The organism is Virgibacillus sp. (assembly GCF_013393565.1).
GTDB lineage: Bacteria > Bacillota > Bacilli > Bacillales > Amphibacillaceae > Virgibacillus > Virgibacillus dokdonensis.
Map to the genome: position 1 here is coordinate 1 of NZ_JABXHF010000067.1, position 21877 is coordinate 21877.

Annotated in this window: 18 protein-coding genes and 4 pseudogenes; 4 read left to right on the forward strand and 18 right to left on the reverse strand. The window is 33.6% G+C overall.

Annotated features, from left to right (window positions below):
* Positions 1–846 (forward strand): lipase family protein (locus HLX49_RS13495; protein WP_296362521.1); only part of this gene is annotated, 846 nt, incomplete at its 5' end.
* A gap of 17 nt (positions 847–863) precedes the next feature.
* Complete coding sequence (locus HLX49_RS13500; protein ID WP_121639562.1) at positions 864–1178, forward strand: hypothetical protein; 315 nt, start codon at positions 864–866, stop codon at positions 1176–1178.
* Between the two features lie 740 nt (positions 1179–1918).
* Here HLX49_RS13500 and HLX49_RS13505 read toward each other — a convergent pair.
* From HLX49_RS13505 to HLX49_RS13580, 15 genes and pseudogenes are all read right to left on the reverse strand, one after another.
* Positions 1919–4060 (reverse strand): annotated as a pseudogene (locus HLX49_RS13505) (type IA DNA topoisomerase).
* 25 nt (positions 4061–4085) lie between these two features.
* Positions 4086–4301 (reverse strand): annotated as a pseudogene (locus tag HLX49_RS13510) (JAB domain-containing protein); the annotation flags it as partial.
* Between the two features lie 368 nt (positions 4302–4669).
* Positions 4670–5293, reverse strand: coding sequence for a CatA-like O-acetyltransferase (locus HLX49_RS13515; RefSeq protein WP_296362525.1), 624 nt, complete (start codon positions 5291–5293; stop codon positions 4670–4672).
* Positions 5294–5396: 103 nt separating this feature from the next.
* The gene (locus HLX49_RS13520; protein ID WP_077703347.1) at positions 5397–6035 is read right to left on the reverse strand and encodes a pentapeptide repeat-containing protein; all 639 of its coding nucleotides are present in this window, start codon (positions 6033–6035) and stop codon (positions 5397–5399) included.
* A 260-nt stretch (positions 6036–6295) separates the two neighbouring features.
* Entirely contained in the window at positions 6296–6499 is a 204-nt protein-coding gene (locus HLX49_RS13525; RefSeq protein WP_254843962.1) for a hypothetical protein, read from the reverse strand.
* A 221-nt stretch (positions 6500–6720) separates the two neighbouring features.
* Positions 6721–6876, reverse strand: coding sequence for a hypothetical protein (locus HLX49_RS13530; RefSeq protein ID WP_296362528.1), 156 nt, complete (start codon positions 6874–6876; stop codon positions 6721–6723).
* A 71-nt stretch (positions 6877–6947) separates the two neighbouring features.
* Entirely contained in the window at positions 6948–7409 is a 462-nt protein-coding gene (locus HLX49_RS13535; RefSeq protein ID WP_483372456.1) for a restriction endonuclease, read from the reverse strand.
* A gap of 104 nt (positions 7410–7513) precedes the next feature.
* A pseudogene (gene mobP2 / locus HLX49_RS13540) lies at positions 7514–8709 on the reverse strand (MobP2 family relaxase).
* A 103-nt stretch (positions 8710–8812) separates the two neighbouring features.
* Entirely contained in the window at positions 8813–8983 is a 171-nt protein-coding gene (locus HLX49_RS13550) for a hypothetical protein (RefSeq protein ID WP_176087303.1), read from the reverse strand.
* Positions 8984–9094: 111 nt separating this feature from the next.
* Complete coding sequence (locus HLX49_RS13555; protein WP_296362536.1) at positions 9095–12178, reverse strand: type I restriction endonuclease subunit R; 3084 nt, start codon at positions 12176–12178, stop codon at positions 9095–9097.
* A gap of 15 nt (positions 12179–12193) precedes the next feature.
* Positions 12194–13456 (reverse strand): restriction endonuclease subunit S, encoded by a 1263-nt coding sequence (locus tag HLX49_RS13560; RefSeq protein WP_296362539.1) that lies wholly within the window; start codon positions 13454–13456, stop codon positions 12194–12196.
* The gene (locus tag HLX49_RS13565) at positions 13456–16020 is read right to left on the reverse strand and encodes a type I restriction-modification system subunit M (RefSeq protein WP_296362541.1); all 2565 of its coding nucleotides are present in this window, start codon (positions 16018–16020) and stop codon (positions 13456–13458) included. The genes HLX49_RS13560 and HLX49_RS13565 overlap by 1 nt, the downstream gene beginning before the upstream one ends.
* Positions 16021–16098: 78 nt before the next feature.
* Positions 16099–16461 (reverse strand): hypothetical protein, encoded by a 363-nt coding sequence (locus HLX49_RS13570; RefSeq protein WP_296362543.1) that lies wholly within the window; start codon positions 16459–16461, stop codon positions 16099–16101.
* Positions 16445–16588 (reverse strand): hypothetical protein, encoded by a 144-nt coding sequence (locus HLX49_RS13575; protein ID WP_296362545.1) that lies wholly within the window; start codon positions 16586–16588, stop codon positions 16445–16447. Before HLX49_RS13575 ends, HLX49_RS13570 begins: the two co-directional genes overlap by 17 nt.
* A 333-nt stretch (positions 16589–16921) precedes the next feature.
* Complete coding sequence (locus HLX49_RS13580; protein ID WP_296362546.1) at positions 16922–17092, reverse strand: hypothetical protein; 171 nt, start codon at positions 17090–17092, stop codon at positions 16922–16924.
* Between the two features lie 1235 nt (positions 17093–18327).
* Here HLX49_RS13580 and HLX49_RS13585 point away from each other — a divergent pair.
* Positions 18328–18576 (forward strand): hypothetical protein, encoded by a 249-nt coding sequence (locus HLX49_RS13585; RefSeq protein WP_217697383.1) that lies wholly within the window; start codon positions 18328–18330, stop codon positions 18574–18576.
* Positions 18577–19521: 945 nt separating this feature from the next.
* On the opposite strand, the gene HLX49_RS13590 is transcribed toward HLX49_RS13585, so the two are convergent.
* Positions 19522–19686, reverse strand: coding sequence for a hypothetical protein (locus tag HLX49_RS13590; protein WP_162985790.1), 165 nt, complete (start codon positions 19684–19686; stop codon positions 19522–19524).
* Between the two features lie 668 nt (positions 19687–20354).
* On the opposite strand from HLX49_RS13590, the pseudogene HLX49_RS13595 reads away from it, so the two are divergent.
* A pseudogene (locus HLX49_RS13595) lies at positions 20355–20646 on the forward strand (helix-turn-helix domain-containing protein); the annotation flags it as partial.
* A gap of 73 nt (positions 20647–20719) precedes the next feature.
* Here HLX49_RS13595 and HLX49_RS13600 read toward each other — a convergent pair.
* Together HLX49_RS13600 and HLX49_RS13605 are read right to left on the reverse strand one after the other, a co-directional pair.
* The gene (locus tag HLX49_RS13600) at positions 20720–20905 is read right to left on the reverse strand and encodes a hypothetical protein (protein ID WP_077703342.1); all 186 of its coding nucleotides are present in this window, start codon (positions 20903–20905) and stop codon (positions 20720–20722) included.
* Between the two features lie 348 nt (positions 20906–21253).
* Complete coding sequence (locus tag HLX49_RS13605; protein WP_296362550.1) at positions 21254–21631, reverse strand: hypothetical protein; 378 nt, start codon at positions 21629–21631, stop codon at positions 21254–21256.
* Between the last annotated feature and the right edge of the window lie 246 nt (positions 21632–21877).

Genomic DNA, 21877 nt, shown 5'->3' on the forward strand with positions numbered 1-21877 from the left:
ATTGTTGAAAAATATGTTAAAAAGCATGGTGCAAACAATATCGTTTTTACCGGACATTCTTTAGGGGGAGGTCTTGCCCAATATTTCGCTGTCAAACATGACTCAAACGCGGTTACGTTTGCTTCAGCTGACGTGTTTGATCTGTTATCCAAAGAAGATCAGAAACGAGCTTTAAATGGAGAATTTAAAGATAATATTATTTCTTACACATACCATGACGACTTCGTGGGAACGTTTTACGAGCACTCTGTTGGTTCTGTATATTATGTCGGTGATCCAGCAGTGAACAACGGAAAAACTCTTAAGACACATCGTATCAAGAACTACGTAAGTGAGGATATGTATAATGAAGAAGGATATTTCCTTCCCCACTTATTATATGGTGAAAAAATTAAAGGGCAGTTACAATCCTCGCCACTGGAATTGAAAAATAGGGGCGTTCATGACTTTCATATCCGTATTCAAACAGAGCTTATGCATCAATTAGCCATGGAAATGGAGGAAAGCGAAGAACTAATTGCAACTACAAGAGCTGCGCTAATTCGATTACTGGACGATCATCTAGATTCAATGAAACAATTAAGAAATACATATAGAAACATAGTTGGTTTAGGAAACTACGATAAATTAAATACCTCTCATGTGGATGAAATATTTCGTGAATTAACAAATATTGGAACAGATGGAATTCCTTCTTTGATCGATATAAATGAGTTTGAACATCTTTTGGAAAAGCTTCGAAAGAATCAAAATGATACAGGAGAAATAGCTTACCATATGGTTAAAATGAGTAAAAATTTTAAACAAATCGATCAAATACTTGCTCAATGGCTACATATACGTTAATAAGGGATGGTGAAACAATGAGTAGTAGAAGTGATTGGTGGAAAGATTACCTAGAAACTAAAGCACAGAAAGAAGCGTTAGAGAAGCAAATTAAACAGAACTTAGAAGAAAATGTGGACATTACAAAGATGCAATTAGAGCACAGTTACGCTGTTTTGTCACTTTTACAAAAACATCAGGTTATTTTAAGCAAAATCAACCAATATTTTGACGGAAAAGCAAATCACGCCTTAATGGAACGCTTTATAGATAATATAACTCAACTCAAAGAAATGGATCGTATTTACAAGGAAAACTATGAAAATATTCAACTTAAACAATGGTTTTGGTAGGAATCAATCTTAATAAGTGAATCCATTCATTGAAAAGAAAAAGCTTTGAACAAAAGCACAGAAAATATATACAATTATATACTTGGTCTGTCATATTTAACTGGTATCAGGAGGGTTACACATTATTAACATTGACACAATTATTAAAGAGTTGGTAAAAGACATTAAAAAGGAAACAAAATACAAAAGAAAAAATGCTCAATTTATTAAAAGCCAACAAATTTTTTTAGAATGGAAAAACAGATATAAATTAAGCGATTCTAAATTAGAAAACCATTTACTCTTACATTCAAATAAAAATAGATGAACTAGAGTCATACTCTATTAAACATTTTTTAAAGTCCGTTATTCCTTCTACAATTGTTTCTATCCCTATAGCATTTTTAGCTTTTTTATTTACGCTTTCCCTTAAAGATACAGATTCCTGGAAAGATGGGATAGGTACTGTTATGAATATGATTTTTTCTGCATACGGCATGATAGCCCTTGTTTTATTTTTAGTCGGGATTATAATGTATAAAGGTATTTTTTTTGTACATTATAAATTTACGTTCGAATTTTCAGATAGAGTGTATTATAAATTAATCCAAACTATAATTTATGATCATTTAATTAAAATTAAATTCAACTACTCAGAGATTACTAGATTAAATAAATAACAATTGGATCCATTAGTATACAATGAGCTGTAGTTAAATCTAAATTTAAGTTACAGCTCTAATTTCACAAAAAATAGAAAACTACGATTTCCCCCTGTTCCTCTTCGGGAATTCAAAGGTTATTTTCCCTCCTAAATCCAACATTAAATACGCATCAAACTTCTTCCTTTTCTTACTTTTAAATCCCTTAATCAAATTCGTTCGCTTTCCTTTTAAAAGAGATTGAACAGCTGTTTGCGGCAACTTCTTCGTTAATATTGTTTTAGGCAGGCTAAATGTACATCCCTCTTGGTAGCCACTACATCCGTAAAATTTCCCCTTATCTTGCAGTTTACCGGTTTGACACATGGGACAATCGCCAACATAGGATTGCTCTGATACCTGGTTGATTTCACCTTTTAGCGTTGCTAATTGATTAGGTGCTTGTTCCAATAAATAAGTAACGAATTTCTTTATATTAGCTACAAATTTATCTTGAGATCCTTCCTTTCTCCCTATTTTCGCTAGATAAGTTTCCCATTTTGCTGTCATTTCTGGACTAGCTAGTAATGTCCCATCTACAGCTTGGCAAAGGATTTTCCCTTTTGATGTTACGTACACCACATTTTTCTTTATTTCAATATACTGCTGGTGTTTTAACGTTTCAATAATACTTGCCCTAGTAGCCTCTGTTCCAATGCCTTCCTTTTGTTTTAAAATATGCTTTGCTTCTTCATCCTCAACGTCCTTTCCCGCATGTTTCATCACCTGAATTAAATTACCCTCCGTATACGGTTTAGGAGGTTGCGTTTTTCCTTCTTTTATAAATACATCGACCATGCAAGCATCTCCTTGCTTCATGGCAGGAAGCTGCGCAGGTTGTTCCTTTTGCTTCTGTTGTTTTTCCTGTGGAAATAATACCTTCCATCCTCGATTCTTTTCTACTTTTCCAGTTTTATAAAAGCTTAACCCTCGCACATCAATGATTACTTTTGTTTCTTCATATTCATAATCGGGTGCAAACATGGCCAAGGTTGTTGCTAAGATTTCTCGATACACATCCCTTTCTTTTTCTGTCAAACGTTCCAGCTGTGGAACTTGTTTGGTTGGAATGATGGCGTAATGCTCTTGTACCTTTGAGTTATCCACGTACGCTTTTCTTGCTTCTGGATACTTCACAGAAAAAGAAATACCTAAACAATCTTGATAGGCAGTCAAGTTTTGCTTCACATAAGCAAATTCATTCTCTGTAATAAAGTGACAGTCCGTTCGAGGATAGGTGACCAATTTCTTTTCATACAACCCTTGAACAATCGCTAGCACCATCGATGGACTATACTTCCGTTGTTTGTTCATCTTTGTTTGTAAAGTAGATAAAGAATGCAGCTTCGGAGCCCTCGTTTTCTTTTGTGCCTTTTCTAGTTCTTTTACTTTCCCATCCTGCACACCTTCTTGAATACCATGGGACTGTAAAATATCCATCGCTTTTTGTATGGTATCATAGCGCTGATTATGTTTAGCTTCAAAGCTTTGCTCATGCACCGTCACATTTCCTGCGAGCTCAAAAAATGGCTGGGACGTAAAGTTTGCAATTTCTTCTTGACGTTTATAAATCAAATAGAGCGTTGGTGTTTGTACGCGCCCAACACTAAATACCCCTTGTAACCCTTTCTTTTGCAAAAGCAATGTGTATAAACGAGAAGCATTCATGCCAACTAACCAATCACTATACTGTCTTGTTTGTGCTTCTTTATACAAAGCAATGTAGTTATTGCCATCTTGTAAGCGTTGCAATCCTTTTTCAATCTCTTCGACTTCCAAAGAATTGATCCACAATCGTTTTATCGGTTTATGGTTTGCACCAGCTTGTTGCAAAATACTTCTTGCAATATTTTCTCCTTCTCTGTCACTATCTGTAGCGATAATAATTCCTTTCACTTGGTTGCATAAACGCTTCACCACTTGAAATTGTTTCTGCTTATCTTTAGCTACTTGAAACTGAAACGCCTCAGGCATAATAGGCAACTTATTCAAATCCCATTTCTTCCAACTCTGATTATATGCTTCAGGAGGCACAAGCTCCACTAAGTGACCAAATCCCCAAGTAATATATGCTTTTTCTCAATTAAAAAAACGACTATCTTGCACTTCCAGATACCCGTCTCGTTTGCTTACATTTTGAAACACATCGCCATAAGCTTTTCCTTGACTTGGTTTTTCGGCTAAGATTAGTATGTTTCCCATTTAGATATTTCTCCCTCTTTCTCACTCATAATCCCAGCTCAAATGCCATTTGTTTACCTCTTTTTATCTTAGCCTGTTTTTGAACAAAACTGCTATAATCTTCATTTCTACATACATATTCAGGAATATATTTTGCAAATGAATAAACACTTTCTTTTCCGACAATAAAATGATCTAAAAACTGTATATTCAGTTTTTCCAATACCTCTTTCAGACCTTTGGTAATTTGTTTATCTTCAGGACTTGGTTCAGGAGCTCATCAGGAGTAAAATACTAAAAATACTTTAACATCAATACTTTTACTCTAAGAACATATATTTAACGCATTAAATTAAAAAGAAAAATACAATATAATTGTTAGAAGACAATTGACTACAGCCAATAAAAATATACCATAAATAAAAAACCTAACTCCTGTTTTATATTTTATCGAGGAATTAGGCTTTTAGTCTGCTACAATCGCACCCTTTAGTTGAATAGTTCTAGCTTGAAATTAAATGCTTTTTAATATTCTGCTAGAAGGTTCAAGAAGTATATTATAAAAACGATTAGAGCAAGAGTACACCTCTTACGCTTGCTCTACATCCCTTTCTCCTAAAAGTTAACGGTTCATTCACGTTGCAGTATTTCAAAAAATAACGTCACATGGTAACCATCTACTGTTGCGTGATGAACCTTAATATTCACTGGCATTAACAACTGTGAACCAACTTTTTCGTACTTTCCACTGGTAATCATTGGTGTTAAATTATTTTTGATAGCTCCTGAATGAGATGAAAAATGTTCAAAATGCATCCAAGGAATTGATGAAATATTCATCACGTTGGGGGGAGCATCTCCCATTGGTGCGATATCTGTTGTATTTGCATAGTATTTTATAAGCTTTCTGTACTCACGGTTAACAGATTTATAATCCGTTAATCCTTCCAACCATAAACTATAAAATAACTTAGTTTCTTGATTAAAAGCCGTAAACGTTGGCACTAATTCTTGCCATTCTCCTAATTGCTTATCTATGTGGGCATACCTCAAATTCGGAATTTCGTTAACCGATCTAGTTAAATTAAAAATAGAGTAAGCATAAAAACTTATAGATTCGTCTTTGCATTTTTTAACTGCTTGGGTAACATCTATTTTTACTGTCATTTCAAACATTGTATCTATCGCCATAAAATAATCATAATAGTTTCTTCTTGGAAAACTTTCTAAATCAATGACTTGATAAGTTGTCATCTATTCCAACCTTTCATTTAATATATTTAATTATTGTAATATCAATGCATTGTTGATATTAGCATTAAAATCAAAAGTACGAAGTTAAATGGGTTAACCGGTATCAATGCTGTCGAATTTTTAGTCCTAATAACAAAGCAAATTGTATCGCTTGAGAGGATGATACTATACATCCTTTTAAGTTCTCTATTGAAACAGTTAAAGAATCAAAATTGGATGAACTTATATCAATTCCTTTTAATGGTGTCTCTTCAAAACTCGCGCCATTAAGATTGCATGAAAGAAATTCTACTTTTTTAAGCTTACACTTATAAAGGTCAGCGCTTTCTAACGCAACATCATCAAAAATCACCTTTTCAAGTTTTGAGCTACCGAACGTAACCATATTAAGAATTGATTCCCTAAATCTTGTATTACCGATATAAGACTCTGTTAGGTTGCTGCCTAGCAACTTACAATTAAGAAACTCAACTCGATTCATGGATGCATGACTCAAATCAGCATTAGATAAATCACAATTCTCAAAAACCACATCGGTAAGATCAATTCGGTTAAAATCCGTATTTGTGAAATTACAATTCCTAATCACTGTTTTATATAGTCGCACTCGATCCAGTGCTTCGTTGGAAAAATTAGAATCCGTAACCATACACATTTCAAATTCCGGATCTTCTTCATAAAAAATATCTGTAAATCTCCTGTCTCTTAGATCTTCAGGTATCTTGGGTGTGTCAATTTTCACTGTATACTCACCTGCTTTCAAGGTATTTAATTCATTTAAAAGATGTCTGGATACAAATATAAAGGAACTAGCGTTCTATTTCAAGACTTGACTTCTATGTATTTTCTGATATATAGAGATCAAGAAGCATACCTTAACTGAAATTGTTTTGAATTCTATAAATACCTTTTGTTGAAAATAGATCTCGTAAATTATATTTCTTAAGTTTATTTTAACACATACCCATAGCGAAAGTTTACACTAATTCGACGAAATAATAGTTATAAGACATACAATAACGCTAAAACAGTTTGCCATGTCTCATAAACTCCCAAATGAACTTGTTCTTTAAATGTTCGTTTTCTTCTTCTAATGACTTTAATACGGTTTTTTAAGTTCTTTATTAATACATCCTCTGAACGGCGTTTTTTACTTGGTTTGCTTGGAGATACTTCACTTATTTGCACCCCTATTAAGGTCTCCACCCTAGTTCTGATGTCTTTTTGTGCAACAGGATTAAAATTAATTCTCTCTTTTTTTCAATGCTATCTCTAAAATAGTCCTTTCAATCCATATTCTTGTTCTAGGACTTTTCTTTTGATAGTTGAATTATGGCAATTGTTTTACTCTTTCTAGTCATCTTAATTTGTCTCCTTTAACGAATGAAAAATTTGCTCTAATTTAATCTTAAAAAGTTTATTAGTTGTTATTCATCCGTATTACCACCGTACTCTATACGAATAAACAGTTCCTTCAACAAAAGAACATCTTTATCTTCTGGATGCTCTTGCATAAACTCCAGTAATTCCTTATGACTAGCCACTCCAAAATAATCTAAAATACTCTGTTCTTTGTTTCTCACTCCAACCATTCCTTTCCCATTTTTTTACGAAACCATTTCGAGGCATTTATATTTATCTTTTATGATTTGCTTTATTTAATAAACGCTTTTTTTCTTAGTACTTCCTTTGGAGATTGTTCAGGATTAATCTTGATAATAAACTGTTCTAGTTCGTATCTATTCAATAGTTTTACTCCACACGCTTTAGCAAGCTCTTTTGCCTGCTTTGTATAAAAAGAATTGGTAATTACCCAAGCCTCATCTGCTTGATAAAACGCTTGTGCTGCATACACTTCTCTTACAGCATCCATACTAACACGATTCTTATAGCCGTATCGTTTTGCTTGTATGACAACTTTATTCTTCCCTTTTAAAATGACATCCGCCCCATAATCTCCAGATTTTTGCGTAACTAAAGGACAATAACCCAACTTTTTAAACAATACTTTGAGATACGCTTCAAATTGAAATCCATCCATACGATCAATATCTTTTATTCCTAACTGCGCCATTCGCTTTGTTACTTTCCACTTTAAAAACTGTTTATAGAACAATGAACTACACTTTACAGCAAGTATAGTTAAAATACAAAAAAACCATCATTATAGCAAGTAGTTCATTTTGCTGAAACCATTCCAACATGTTGTTTCCCCCTTAGTTATTTTTCTTCCATCATTCGGTCAAATTCTTCAATGTTTCGTTCACGTTTATAGTCATGATAGGTTTTCCTTAGACTGTTATTTAACCTCATCAAAGAATAGTTAATATTTAACTTTCGTTCCCAAGCATACGGGATATACGTAAAATTAGAATATGGACGACCTTGCTTTTTTTGATAAAAACGCTTAGCACGATCTTCTTTTATCTGTTCTCTCATTTCTGTTAAAACAGCATTTCCCATGCGCTTTTTTAAATCGTTTATTTTTGTCTGTTTATATGCTTCATGCTTGCTATCTTCTCCGTATAATCGCTTAGAGATTTCCACTTGCTCATCTAATAGTTGGTTCAATTCCTGCATTTCTGTTGCATGATTCGTTTCTAAATAAATGGAAACCATCTCATCAATGTATGACCTTGTATCATTAACAGACTCATAGCCATACCTCCATTGCCGTAAATCTTTCGGCAAATGAGTCAATGCTTGCATGTACAATTTCTTTGTGCGTTTAAAGGTTGCTAGATTCATTCGCTGTTCTTTTTTGAAATGAACAGCACCACGAATTAACGCATCGATTCGATTGTATTCTTTACTTCGATCTAACATTTGGTTGGCAACCTTGGATTTCATTTTGTTTAAAGAACTTTGCTTTCTGATGCCGCGAAACCGTTCTACCCATATATCATTTTCTTCATCATAAAAGCGCACAGTTTCTCTCGTTGGCTTCGGCTCAATCATTGCAATGTGCACATGAATATTATCAGTATTATGATGAATGGCAGCTGCCCAAACAGTTGTATCATTCATCTTTTCGGCCTGGAGCATTTCCTTTACTGCACCTCTGACAATATTCTTCATGCGCCGTTCATCTAACTGTTTTGTTTTCGAATTATATAAACCTTGTTCTTCTAAAAAAGCATTATCAAACGAAAGGACATCCTGCCACATAGGGGAGCCTTTTTTCTGACCCAGTTGAAACTGTTGCTTCATTTCTTTTTTTGTTTATCATCTAATATATTATGATGCTGCGTAAACAGTTCTCCTTGCTTTTCTTCATCTCCCATGTATTCCATATAGTGGTGAAATATCTGAAAGTCATCCTCATGATCACGCTTAAAGTTCAATTGCTGTTTTACTTTCGCTTCATTTCTATCAATATAATTAATATAATCTTGATACTCTTTGGAATCGGCCATCACAAATTTACTGACTAAAACAATACCTGGACTTGACAAATAATCACCTCAAAAAAAGAGACTTCCACACTTTAGTGTAGAAATCTCCTTTCATTCATTTTAATTATCTTATAAACATTGCTGGTATTCCTAAAACCATGATAGCTATACCAGTTATTAATGATGGATATATTATATAAGATGGTAAATCTAACTGTGGAATAATAACACTTAATAAAATACCTAATGTAGACATCAATATAACATAAGTATCTTTTCTATTTCTTATTTTCATGTTCATCTCCTTACACCGAACTTTGTGAACTCTTCTTTAAGGTTTTATTATGAACTATTATTTTCTACTACTTATAGACTACTGAATACCGAATTTAATCACCCATAATATTTAATTATATTTCGATTTTATTTTTGGAATGACTTTATAAAGAAATGGTGTTAAAGCTAAATTATGTTGTAATTGATTATTGGCTATTTTATTTTTTGCTGAATCAAAGTCTAAGCTATCCATTAAATCATCAATAAAAGGAATGTCATTAGGGCTTGTGCTTGAATATGCCTCTACTGACTTTTCAAAAATCGTCGAATTTAACCCCCAATCTTGTGCGATTTTATATATATCACTTCTCTTTTTATCGTTTTTCCAATTTTCAAATGCTTCGTCAAAGTTGATCTCACTTGATATGTTACCAGGCTCAAGTTCTTCCATCACAAATTCTTTTAATAATTCCGCCTGTTCATGATCCCCCATATTACTTAGCTCTTCAATTTGCTGGTAAATAATTCGTAATGTTTCCGTATCTACCGTCTGCTTTCCGTTAGATGAGGTGGTCTTGGAACCAATTAAATTTAGTATATGGCTTGCATCAATTACTTGTGTACCTGCTAATTTCGTTTTTCCAACTAGCACATTTCCAGGTGTAGAAGGCGCTGCTTTCCCCGGTTCCCACGTAATATTTTTATATGCGCCTACATAGCGCATCCACGTATGCTCATCAAGTCCAAAAGCAACGTCATCCCATTTATATTCATAATACTGTTGAACTAAATGAAGTTGCTCAGCCGCATCTTTATAAGCAAGAATAAATGCTTCTTTCTTCTCTTCATCGTGTATAATTGTTTGCCAACTCGTTGGGTCAGGTAGAGTTGGAATCATTTCACTTATGTTTAGTGCTAGTTTTTCCACTGCTGTTTGATATGGTTCTACAATTGCTTTACTACTCTTTCCGCCACTTCCATATAACCTCAATGCTTGATTTACGATTTCTTCAGTTATTCTAGGGTACTGAAAATTTATAATAGAGCCAAATTCTTTGTTCCAGCCATATACACGATTCGTTCTCGAGTACGCTTGAATTAAGCCTTGTAATTCGAGTGAACGATCAACATACAGTGTATTTAAACGCTTTGAATCATAGCCTGTCAAAAGTTGATCTGCTACTATGACAAGGTCGATATTTTTTGGATGACGTCCACTACCACCACGTGTCGCTCTCACTACAACATCTTCAAAGTAAGCTTCTTCACCATGCTTTTTATCTCCTGCGACAAATTCGATTCCAGTAAATGCAGCATAATCTTTAAACATTTCTTCTACAATAAGTGGGTCTAGCGGCTCAGGATCATCTTCATTACCGAAACTAAACGTCATCGCCATATTCAATGATTTTCCCTTTTTTTTCATCTGTTTCTTGAATTCATGATAATAAGCAATGACTCGTTTCTTATAAGCAACGGTTAAAATTGCATTAAACTTTCTACCTTGTGATTGAGATTCCCAATTACTCAATATTTCTTCGACAACACGTGGAATATGCGTTTCATCATGATAATTAAGGATATTTCTTTGTTTTGCCTGTTTTTCAACTTCTAATTCAGACCAGCTGTATACAAGTCGCTCGATTTCTCTTTCAACTACATCAGGTTGCTCTTCTTTCATCTCAGATATGATTTGCTCTCTTAAACTATCATAGCTTTCAAATTCACCTGTGTTAATATAATCGACATGAAAACCTAATACGTTCTTATCAGCAATTGCTTCATCAATGGTATATTGATGTAATAATGGTCCAAATAACTTCTCCGTTGTATTAATAATTTCACTTTTTTCATTGATTTTTCCTTTTACTTTATTTTCATCAAACAGGGGTGTTCCAGTATAACCAAAAAACAAACTATTTTTCTTAAAATATTGCTTGATTGTTCCCATCATTTGTCCCATTGTCGTCCGATGGGCTTCGTCGATAATAAAAACCATTCGTTTCTCGGCTAAATTATTATCTTGCGCTTCTTCTAATTCTTTAACTAAAGTATTTAGTTTAAATGTTGTTGTAACGACAATTCCATTATTGGCTGATGTTAACTTTTTCCTTAGTTGATACGTGTGTTTTGTATCATCAACTGAAACGGACTCGTATGCTGCGTACGCTTTAAAATTTTCACTTGTGCGGTTATCCAATTCTTTTCTATCAACGAGAAAAACGACCTTATCGAATCCTACACGAGTTGATAAGAATAGAGCTGTTTTAAAACTTGTAATCGTTTTTCCAGAACCTGTCGTATGCCAAACAAATCCTCCATGTGGGAGTCTATCTTTATTATCCCAACCAAAAGCAGCAGCTTCAACTGCTTGTAATGCATGAACTTGATACGAACGCATCAGCATATGACGTCTATTCTCTTCTTCACGCGCTTCATCAATGACTAGATAATCTCCAACCATTTGGTGCGCCATGGGAATCATTAGAAATTGGCTAATGACTTCTTCCCAATTATTAACGGGTCGATTGTTTTTATCTGCCCAATGGAAAACAAAACTTGGGTTAAAATCGTGCACCGTTTTAGGTGTGGCAAAATAGCGTGTGGCAATTTCTGATGTAATCACCATCATTTGCGAAAATGCCATGAAGTTATATGTATACTCTCCATCTTGGTAATACCGTTTAAATTGTCGAAAAGCTTCGTCTAATGTTTTATCTGTACGCTTTTGCTCAATATTGATTAAAGGCAATCCATTAATAAGCAAAGTAATATCAAAACGATTACCATTCTCTGACTCTACTTCTCTGGCAATACGATAACTTGAATCCCCACCACGTACTTCCGCCTTTTTAAAAATCGTTAATGTAATTTGTTTTCTCGTCACATCAGGGTGATTATCACGATAAATCCCATCAATCTTGCCTTTTGATCCCTCCATCGCTAATAGTTTTGCTGCTTCAAAACTATTAGCGATTTGGTTAACTTTTGTCATCACTTGACGAAACTCATTATCTGTTAGTGGAACACCTTCTAATTGGTCCACATTGATACGATTTAACTCACTACGCCAATGGTTAATTAAATGTTGAACGGTTACCTTTTGTTTATTTCCATTCAGTTCCTCAGGCGCTTCCCATTTATACTTCTGTAGTCTCTTAACAAAACTTTCTTGAAACGTCTTCTCAGTAGCGTTTTTCGGTGCATTGCTCATCGAGTTCACTCCCTTTTACACAAACATCTCATGTAGATATGCTTGTTTTAACGCTTGTAACTTTTCTAATTTACGGTGGTGATTCGTGATCATATCATCAAGTTTCTTGAAGAAATCACCTATTTTTTGCTGTTCATTTAAACTAGGTAGATAAATGGGGGTCTGTTTTCCATTCTCTATTGTATAAGTGCCTACAGTTCCTATACCTGCTATATTATGAATATAATTTTGAATAACTTTAGTTTTGAAAGAATAGTATAAAAAGTAACCATCAATTTTTTTGTGATTTTTAAACCATATTATATTTCCATCCTTAAAGTAAATTTGATTTTCATTCTCTATAAGAAATGGAACACCTATTGTCCCAACGCCTGTAACCAGTAAGTCTCCTTTGCTTACCTTTCCTGATAACCTTGTATATTCTTTATATTTTTCTTTAGAAATATAGAGTAAGTCTGTTGGTTGTTCATTTTTAGAATAAGCCACAATATCTCTAGCTCTTAAAAATCGAACTCCCTCTTCTCTCCAATCTGATTGATGAATTCTTTTTACAGATGTTACATTCATTAATTTTCCAATCTTCTTTACCCTCCACTCACCCGTAAATCCTGCAAATCTTCTTTTTGGCAATCGCTCGCCTTCAGCAGGAAACATTTCAGCAAGATAGGCAGATTTTAACGCTTTTGTTTTTTCTAACTTACGTTGTTGGATAGTGATCATATCATCAAGTTTCTTGAAGAAATCACCTATTTTTTGCTGTTCAAGATAAGATGGTATTTTTAGCTTCATTTTATTTATATTTTCTTTAGAAATCCCAAATACTGAGATCCCAGTCCCTGTTTTATAACTGAATTTCTTAAATAAACTGGATTGAGAATAGTAAAGATAAAATAAAGAATTCAAATATTCATTAGGTGTGAATTTGAATGTATGGAGTCCTGCAATTATTTTTCTTTTGTTGGCTTCTTCTATCACTACTGTCTTCCCTAAATCCATATAGTCCTCCGAGGCATCGGCAAGTACAATATCTCCATTGTTTAAAGTCTCATAATTACCTTCCACTTTTAAAGATGGTATTTTTGTAGTCTTTTTTATTACACCATCATACCTCTTATGAATATCCCCATAATGAATATGATAGTAGTCACCTACTCCTTCTTTAGCACGAGAATATGAGTATGTCTTTCCAAACCTACCTAAATCTTCTAATATTCGTTCTTCCCACTCATCTACAAACCCTTTAAATCTTCTTTTGGGCACTCGTTTTTTTTGCTCCATCACTCATTCACCATCAATTCATGCATCATTGCTTCAAGTTGTTTTTCTAATTGTTCACTTTTTTCTTCTATTGTAGATAACGTCTCAGAATAACGTTCCTGCAACATTTCAAGCGTATGTAGCTCCTCTTTTAAAGGATTTTCAATTAGAATCACCATTTTATCCACAACATTCCCAAACCATTTTTCATACATTAACATATCAATTTCAGCATTTGTTAATGTTAAGATACGTTCTTCTGTTGCTTCTTTTAATTCTTTTTCTAATTTCTTCACTTTTGTATTTAACGTTGCTTTTTCGTTTAACAATGACTCTACATTTTTTAATAATGCATATTCTGTTGTATCCTTTTTTACTTTTTTTATTTTCGCTCTAACAGCTCCAACAAGAAATGCATCTTCTTTTTCATTTAACGTTTCCCCTAATGCTAGTTCTTCTTCACTATCTTCTACTTTGGCAGCTTCTACTAAGTCAGCTAATTCTGTTTCAATTTCTTGTAATCTCATTTTCTTAGCTTCAATTGCTGCTAACTCATCCCTATATAAATGCTTTGTAATTAAGGCATTAGGCACAATGCTTCCCATCCAACCATCTTGCTCTAGACGTTTTTTCTTTCCTGTTCCTTTTGTTACCATACGCGGGACACGTGTACGACCTGATGTATAAAAACCATTAGATGCAATAATTTCAGTATCATCTGTCAATGTGTGTTGCCAAATTTCCGCAATAATCTGATACCCATCATAGATATTAACATGATTAAATTCGGATAGAATGTTTTTAATTTCGATAAGCATTTCATTTTTCAAATCTGTTATTTGATTTACATTATCTATATTTTTAAGTAGTTCCCAATACTTATTCATGTAAGCTGTTATTTTAACTTCCATTTCATTTGATTTCTCTATGACATAAGGATCTTTTAATATATTCTCCGTCATCTCATCGATCGAACTTGATAAGACGAAATAGCCATTACGAATTTCTTTCAAAGATTGTTCCAAAATGTTAGGAACTGTTGATGTTAAAACGTTTAATTCTGCTATATTTGAACGTGGTATTCCACCAAATAAATGCGCATCAACATCTTGAGGGACATCGTCTGCAATTGATTCAATATAACGTGGAATGTTTAAGTTATATTCATTTTTTATGATTTCTTCTCTTGTTGCTAAATGGCTATAACCTTTTTCTTCTCTACGCTCTGTATACGTATCGGCAATTTTTGCAATATCTTTTTCTTGTAAGACGTTCTGCTTTCCTAGTTTCATAAAATCTTTTGACGCATCAATAATTAACACTGGATCACCGATGTTTCGATTCTTTTTTAAGATGATTACAGTAACTGGAATGCCTGTATTTGTAAACAATTTATCTGGTAATCCGATAATTGTATCAATATAATTTTTATCTACTAAACGTTTACGAATTTCACCTTCTGTTCCACCTCTGAATAATACGCCATGAGGTAAAACAATTGCCATCGTACCATGCTGTCCTAGATGAAATAGTCCATGTAAAAGGAATGCATAATCTCCTTTCGAATCTGGAGGTAACACTCCAGCAATTTCAAATCGTGGATCACTTACTTTTAAGTCTGATTTATTCCAGTTTTTTGCGGAATAAGGTGGGTTCATCACAACCGCATCAAACTGCACACCTTCATTTGGTCGCTGTGGGTCTTCAGGCCAATCTTCTGCTAACGTATCGCCATTTCGAATGGTCATTCTATCAGGACGCACACCATGTAGTAATAAGTTCATTCGGGTTAAGTTATATGTTGCAGTATTTTTTTCTTGACCGTAATAAATTAAACTTTTCTGTGCATCTTCATTCAATTGTTTCCTAACAGTTAATAATAGAGAACCCGACCCAACAGTAGGGTCATAAATGGACTCAATCCCTGATGTTTTAGCTACAATTTGCGCCATTACTTCGCTTACTTGGTGGGGCGTGTAGAATTCCCCCGCTTTTTTTCCTGACTCCATTGCAAATTGTCCGATGAGATATTCATACGCATCACCTAAGACATCGCCTTTTTGTAAGGCAACCATATTTAAGTCAGCAAAAAGCAAAATAAGCGATTTTATATTTTTGCTACGTTCATTCAAATTACTACCCAAAGCAGTGTCTGTAAAGTCAATTGTAGAATTTGAAAATATCCCTTTAAAGTCATCCGCATCACCAGTCACAGCTACCGTTCGTTCAAAGCTATTTAAACTATCCGTTACTTTTTGAACTTCAAATTCTCCTGCCTGTATATCTTCTAGCCAAGTTTGATATAAATTATCAGGTAATACGTAATAACCAAGTACATCTCGAATCATCGTTATCAATTGTTCACCGTATTGTTCATACGCTTCGTGATAGGCTTGTACGATTTCTTTCTCGTTACTTTGCTTCATACCGCTGCTCTTTTTAAATGTGTCTAATGTTTTATCACTTAAAAACTTATAAAACATTAAGCCTAACATATAATCTTTGTATCGGCTGGCATCCATAGAACCTCTTAATTCATTGGCACCATCCCAAAGCCTTTTCTTTATTTCCTCTGATGTAATCATTGATGCATTCTCCTTTTTGCATGTTAACTAGTATGATTTTGACCTTTCTATAAAAGCATGATTCTTCCTACAGCATTATTAGTTTGGACAAATTCTCAGCAGCTCTTCACCTAAAGATGCTTTGTTCACTTTAAATTGTGCCCATTTATCAATTTCGGATTTAGGATTAGCGCTAAAACGATAGGATTTACCTTCAGATATAGGATACGCTAATTCTTCAAATTTCTCTGATGGTATTAACCATACTGTAGCCACTTCTAAATCATCAGGAGTAAAATACATAAAAATAATGTAAAATGACGGATGACTCTTGAAAGTGTGTAATCCTACATTCTGAACAAAGTGCTTGTTTTTATTTAATATGAATCGGCTCTTCACTTGCACATAAACAGATCTAAACGCACGTTTCAAATTTACAATGATATCAAACTCCGTCATCATCCGAATCTGGGGTATAGCATGTTAATTGCCCTTGTGAGCCTAATGTTATCAATTCTGCAACTCTACTTTCTGTTATATATCCTTTTTGCTTAGATGAAATTTTATCTTCTAAGTTTAATACTTTCACATACTTTCCCCCAAAAATAGAAATATTATAGATTAGTATTTTATATTTTTACTTTTTTTAAAACATAAGGGCTGTGAATATCCAGCAACCCAACGTATCATTTTCTCTTTGGTTTGAAAATTATATAGAAGATGAAAGTGAAATAGTTGTTTTACATTTTTGACGAAGGCGTACTTGAAATAAAATCGAACACATGCCCCAGGTTTCCTTCTATTACATTTCACTCGGAAGCATCTTGTTTTCTACATGTTTTTTGCTGTGTTATTCGAATGAATCTATATACTTACGAGAAATTATTGTGAAGCATCGTCATTAGAACAAAAATGCAATTTATTAAACTGAAGTATCACCTTTGCTTTTCGTTGATTTTATTAATTCTATTAGCACAAGCAAAGAAATAATCCCCATAAATGTGGCGTCCACATAATCGTCAGCATTAACATTTAAAAAGGTTACAATAACAGATAGAATAAGCGATATAGTAAGTGCTATTCGATCCATCATAACACCTCTTTTATTCACAAAACAGTTCTCATATAAACTAGTTTTATCATAACATATTATTCCACTTCAAGGTTTATACATACTTAAAAAATCACTGCTTAACTTTCTTTTCTGTTCCCTTCCCTGTTCTTAAACAGTTGTTTCGAATTAAGTTGGCCTAAAGATACATAGTTATCAGGATGAGGAAATGAATCTAGTTCTATTCTTTGATCTATATTTTTTTATAGCGACCAGTTTTAATTTTGTTTTAGCCAGTATACAGCAGTTTTATCCCTCCTTATTTTTATACAAAGAAAAAGCGCTCCATCTCACACATGGAGCGCTTCCTACAACGTATATGAACATTTGTTTGATACTAATAACGTAATACGGATTATAGCTAAAATCGTACAAAAAAAGTACACGAAAAGTATTTATCCAAAAAGTTTTCATTTTGTGTCAAAATCAGGTATAATTATAGATAGAAAGACATACAATAAAAAAGACCGTCTGGTGCTGTGACACCAAACGGTATAGTGTATAGCCCTTCAAGGGTGCAGCTCACAATGTAAAAAGGATAAAATAACCACTTCCACATGCTTGCTAAGGCGCTATGGGTGGTTATTTTTTTTGATGAAACGATAGCACCGCAACAATAAGTGAAGAAAGAGCGACGGAAAACATTAACGTTTCAAATACTGTCATAAACTCACCCCCTTTCTTATTAAAGGGGTGAGCCACCAACCATGAAAGCCTTATACACTTAGGGATATTATAACATTGTAGCTATGGAAATCTACTATATATTTGATTAATCAAATATAACTTATAGAAAAGTGCATATCATGATAAAAGGAGAGCTAGTTTGAAACTCTCCTTTTATCTATTAAACTTTTTTCTTCTCAGTAGAAAGAATGAACTGATACCGATTAGTAGTATGGTTGATACTTTCTCTTGTCGAGCCCTGTAGAGAAGAAATTAATTTAATCTAACTGTTCCGTTTTTTAAGAACATCTTTTCAGCCATTGCCGTGGTTTCTTGGTTTCCGAAATAGGCGTTAATATGGATGTGTTTCCTACAGTTAAGCTTTTATGTTCCTGAGCAGGACTAACACCTACGAATAATGAAAGTGCTGGCAAGAAAAAACTAGTACGGGTTTCAAAAACTGGTGTTTATATCAAGCCCTTTTGGTACAGTGTGCAAACTGCTATAGCCAAAAGTGAAAAATATCCTAAAATCCGAAACCGCTTGCACGAATGTTGTTAACTGCAATTTATCACTTTTTAAAGAAAAAAGAACCTTATAATCCAGAGTTATATCAAAAATCATTAGAGACTATCACTCAAATCAGAAATAAAAAAATTGGTAACAAAGTCGGTATGCAACAACCAACTTATACCTTGCAAAAGAAGTATACCTATTATAGTCCTAATGAAACGAACCAAATTGTCTTTATAAAATTTAAAATCAGTTCAAACCACCCATTGGAAATATTAAGAAATTAAGAAACAGTTTGCTTCTTACATTGTCTAGTTCAAGCTAGATTTAAAGTGCATTCTTAGAATTTATGGATTGCTCAATCAAAATTCATGACCAAACAATGCTCTTCCAATGCCTTTTTCTTCATTTGATAATATTTGGCTCGTGAGATATTCAATTTTGGATAAATAACCTCATCTTCATATGTATGTCTATTTCCCCATCTTTGTAAATAATTCAATTAAATTAAATTGCTGTAATTTATCGGTAGGTTGTGTTCTTCCTTAAGAGGGGATTAAAATCATTTTGATGAAACTTTCTGTTGTGATTTGGCTTAGTTGTGGGATGTTAAAGCGCTCTGAATTTTTATTTTGCTTTCTATGAATTGAACACTCCCACTAAAACTTCAGTAACAAAACGGTTTTTTGTCTTTACCTTTAAATCGGCGAGTTTGAATTCGACCACCTATTCCAATCATGATGCATTTATTCATGTAAGTCGCTAGGTTTTCAGCAGTTTTTTAATTTCACAGGAATCAGGCATAGATATAAGATTTGCAAGCAGGCCAAATAAATTCCAAGCTCAATTTATCCCTGTCCTGTAGCATAATTTATAGCCTTTACAACTATATCTTTTAATGTTTCCTCCACCCATTCGTTACACCTCACACACTCTTTTATAACACTTGTCTAAAGTGGAATAGCATCCATGAATTTTCCTAGGACGTAAGTTCGTACAAATTGAACTTTGTATACGTAATACATGCTTCACCACATTGAAGGCTTTCTCCAACCTGTAAACGTTTCATCTTTTGGTAAAGTGGGGCAGTATACACTCCTAGGTATTCTTATTAATGCACATGTTGCATTTTCAAACACCGCCTCGTTAAATATTTGCTTTATTCGTATAATTTTTGATTTATAATGAACAGTAAAGTAGATATGTGCTTGTCCATCTGAAAAAAAGGAGGCTTATTCAAGCCTGCTTAAATAAGTGCTCTTTGCTTTATCTGGATTGAAATAGGGTTCAAATGCTTTTCGGAAACATTCTTCCATTGGCATGTCGCCAAACGTTTCCTTTCCAAGCTTTAAATGACTTTTTCTCTTTGGACGCTTCTTTTCATTTTGCTTCGTCATGAAATCCCCCCTCTTCTTAACATATGCAAAATGAATAGATGGACTGCCCTATCATTTTTAGTTACTTGCTTTTCTGCATTAAAAACTCCGTTTGGGGTAATCTCATAAATGCACATATTTTAATACAATTTTTGAATATTTGATCTTGCTTTTTTCCTTTAAGCACACGGTAAATTCGGTTCGACAACAGAACCTAAATACTTAAAACAAAAATTTGGGTATTAGGTTATCTAAATGGATAGCTTTTGATCAAGGAAACGAATCGTTTGCTTTTTTTCAAAAAAATTTTCATCAATTGATAAACCATAATACGCAGCGATGTTTTTCGCTAAATGTAAAGAAGTGGTTCTATCTCCTCTTCAATAGAGACAAGCATTTATGGTGTAATACCATTTAGATACTTTTTGACGAGATTTGTCTCCTCTACAATCTATTATTTTTGATGTATACTAGCTTCAACCTCCAACAACAGAAACATCCTGCGTCCTTTATAGACTAGAAACACTTTATTTCCTATAATGATAATTAAAGGTGAAAAAACGTTAAAAAAACGACTTGTTTATTTAAGAAAACAAAAAAATATAATCCAATATTAAACTGCTTCTAGAGGTAAATTAGCGAATTATGAACAAGGGACTAGACGACCTGATACGATACACTAAAACAATTTAGCTGATTTCTACGATGTATCTGTAGACTACTTACTAGGTAGGACAGACAAAAGAAATGATAATCGGAATGAACTAACCGAAAAAGACGGGAGATATATTGCTAAAAAAATGGAAAAGACTAAAGAGGATTTGCAAAACGCTGATGGATTAAATTTTTCTGGGGAACCAATTTAGCAAGGAAGCTGTTGAATCCTTGTTAGAAGCTATGGAATATGCTGTTTGTCAAACACAGAAAATTAATAAGAATTATATTCCTAAAAACATAGAAACGGTATTTGAGGTTTTGTAACTAGCTAGTTTTAAACCCCTTATAACCAAAGTCACGAGAGGTTCAATAAAACATATCTGTCACCTTCATAGTATTATTTTGATTGGGTTATACTTTCATTTGCTAACTCTAAAGCTTTTTTAATAAATTGATCGTGAGAAATTTCTCCATTTAAGCTTTCTCTGACTAAATTAGTCTGTTCTTCACTTACCTTTAAGTTCTCCATTTCAAGAGTTTTCTTTGCATATAGCATGCCTTTTTTTATGCTGCTTTCCTTCATCCAAAAACCCCTCTCAAAGATTTCAAAAGTTTATTGAACAAAACGTATATAGCTATTAAATCCCCACTTATAGCGTGTGGGGATTTAATATTCTTATTTTATAAAACAAGCTTCTTTTCTATAATTTCATGTTATCATAATAAGAACGTTTTCTATTTCTTTATTACATACCTGCTATTTTCAAGATTGTAAACTTCACCAATATTTCCTGCAATAGTTTTATAATATTCTTTTTTTGAAAGACGTTTATAATCCCCTACCATGTAAAATTCTTCTTTTGCTCTTGTCACAGCCACGTTAATTAGATTAGGCTTAGAACATGACCAATTGGCAGCGCTATCGCTTTTTTCATCTGTTCCAGCTACAAAATAAACAATATCTGCCTCCCTGCCTGCCCTGAAATGTATGAACGGTTCCTATTGATTTAATAATCCAGCTACTTATATCTCGAATTGGAATACCTTCTTGCTTTAAGCGTGCTTTTACAATGTTCTTAATACCGTCTTTAACAGCGGTAAAAGGAGTGATTACATATATATCTGGTGGCTCTATACCATTTTTCCATTGTGAGGCGATCTTTTCCGCAACAAAGTATGCTTGTTCTTTTACAAATTGGCGATTAATTGCACTACCTATACAATGAAACCATGCGCTTTCTCCAAGCTTTTCCTTTTTAGCTAAGACCATTTTATTATCATAAGCAATTTCATTAGAAATGGTAAACATTGGACTTGAACACCTTCTATGAACCCATAAAGGAATTCCAATCCACTGTCCATACTTATTATATACTCCAAATCTATTTGCATTATCAGCAATAGATTGTACAGAGGATCCTTTATCAATCTAGATTGTAAAATTAAGCGAGACACCAAAAAAGACATGTCATGATATACTCAACGAATAACCAACCAAAGTTAAGGAGAGTGTATCTGACATGTCCTACACCCATCTTACCAAAACAGAACTGGT

What these genes read in the sequence shown, in the direction of transcription:
- HLX49_RS13565 (WP_296362541.1), bottom strand. Translation starts at nt 16,020, where the DNA reads ATGATTACATCAGAGGAAATAAAGAAAAGGCTTTGGGATGGTGCCAAT.
- HLX49_RS13570 (WP_296362543.1), bottom strand. Translation starts at nt 16,461, where the DNA reads ATGATGACGGAGTTTGATATCATTGTAAATTTGAAACGTGCGTTTAGA.
- HLX49_RS13585 (WP_217697383.1), top strand. Translation starts at nt 18,328, where the DNA reads ATGTTGTTAACTGCAATTTATCACTTTTTAAAGAAAAAAGAACCTTAT.
- HLX49_RS13515 (WP_296362525.1), bottom strand. Translation starts at nt 5,293, where the DNA reads ATGACAACTTATCAAGTCATTGATTTAGAAAGTTTTCCAAGAAGAAAC.
- HLX49_RS13600 (WP_077703342.1), bottom strand. Translation starts at nt 20,905, where the DNA reads ATGAAGGAAAGCAGCATAAAAAAAGGCATGCTATATGCAAAGAAAACT.
- HLX49_RS13590 (WP_162985790.1), bottom strand. Translation starts at nt 19,686, where the DNA reads ATGACGAAGCAAAATGAAAAGAAGCGTCCAAAGAGAAAAAGTCATTTA.
- HLX49_RS13550 (WP_176087303.1), bottom strand. Translation starts at nt 8,983, where the DNA reads ATGAAAATAAGAAATAGAAAAGATACTTATGTTATATTGATGTCTACA.
- HLX49_RS13500 (WP_121639562.1), top strand. Translation starts at nt 864, where the DNA reads ATGAGTAGTAGAAGTGATTGGTGGAAAGATTACCTAGAAACTAAAGCA.
- HLX49_RS13605 (WP_296362550.1), bottom strand. Translation starts at nt 21,631, where the DNA reads ATGTTTACCATTTCTAATGAAATTGCTTATGATAATAAAATGGTCTTA.
- HLX49_RS13555 (WP_296362536.1), bottom strand. Translation starts at nt 12,178, where the DNA reads ATGAGCAATGCACCGAAAAACGCTACTGAGAAGACGTTTCAAGAAAGT.
- HLX49_RS13580 (WP_296362546.1), bottom strand. Translation starts at nt 17,092, where the DNA reads ATGATGGATCGAATAGCACTTACTATATCGCTTATTCTATCTGTTATT.
- HLX49_RS13560 (WP_296362539.1), bottom strand. Translation starts at nt 13,456, where the DNA reads ATGGAGCAAAAAAAACGAGTGCCCAAAAGAAGATTTAAAGGGTTTGTA.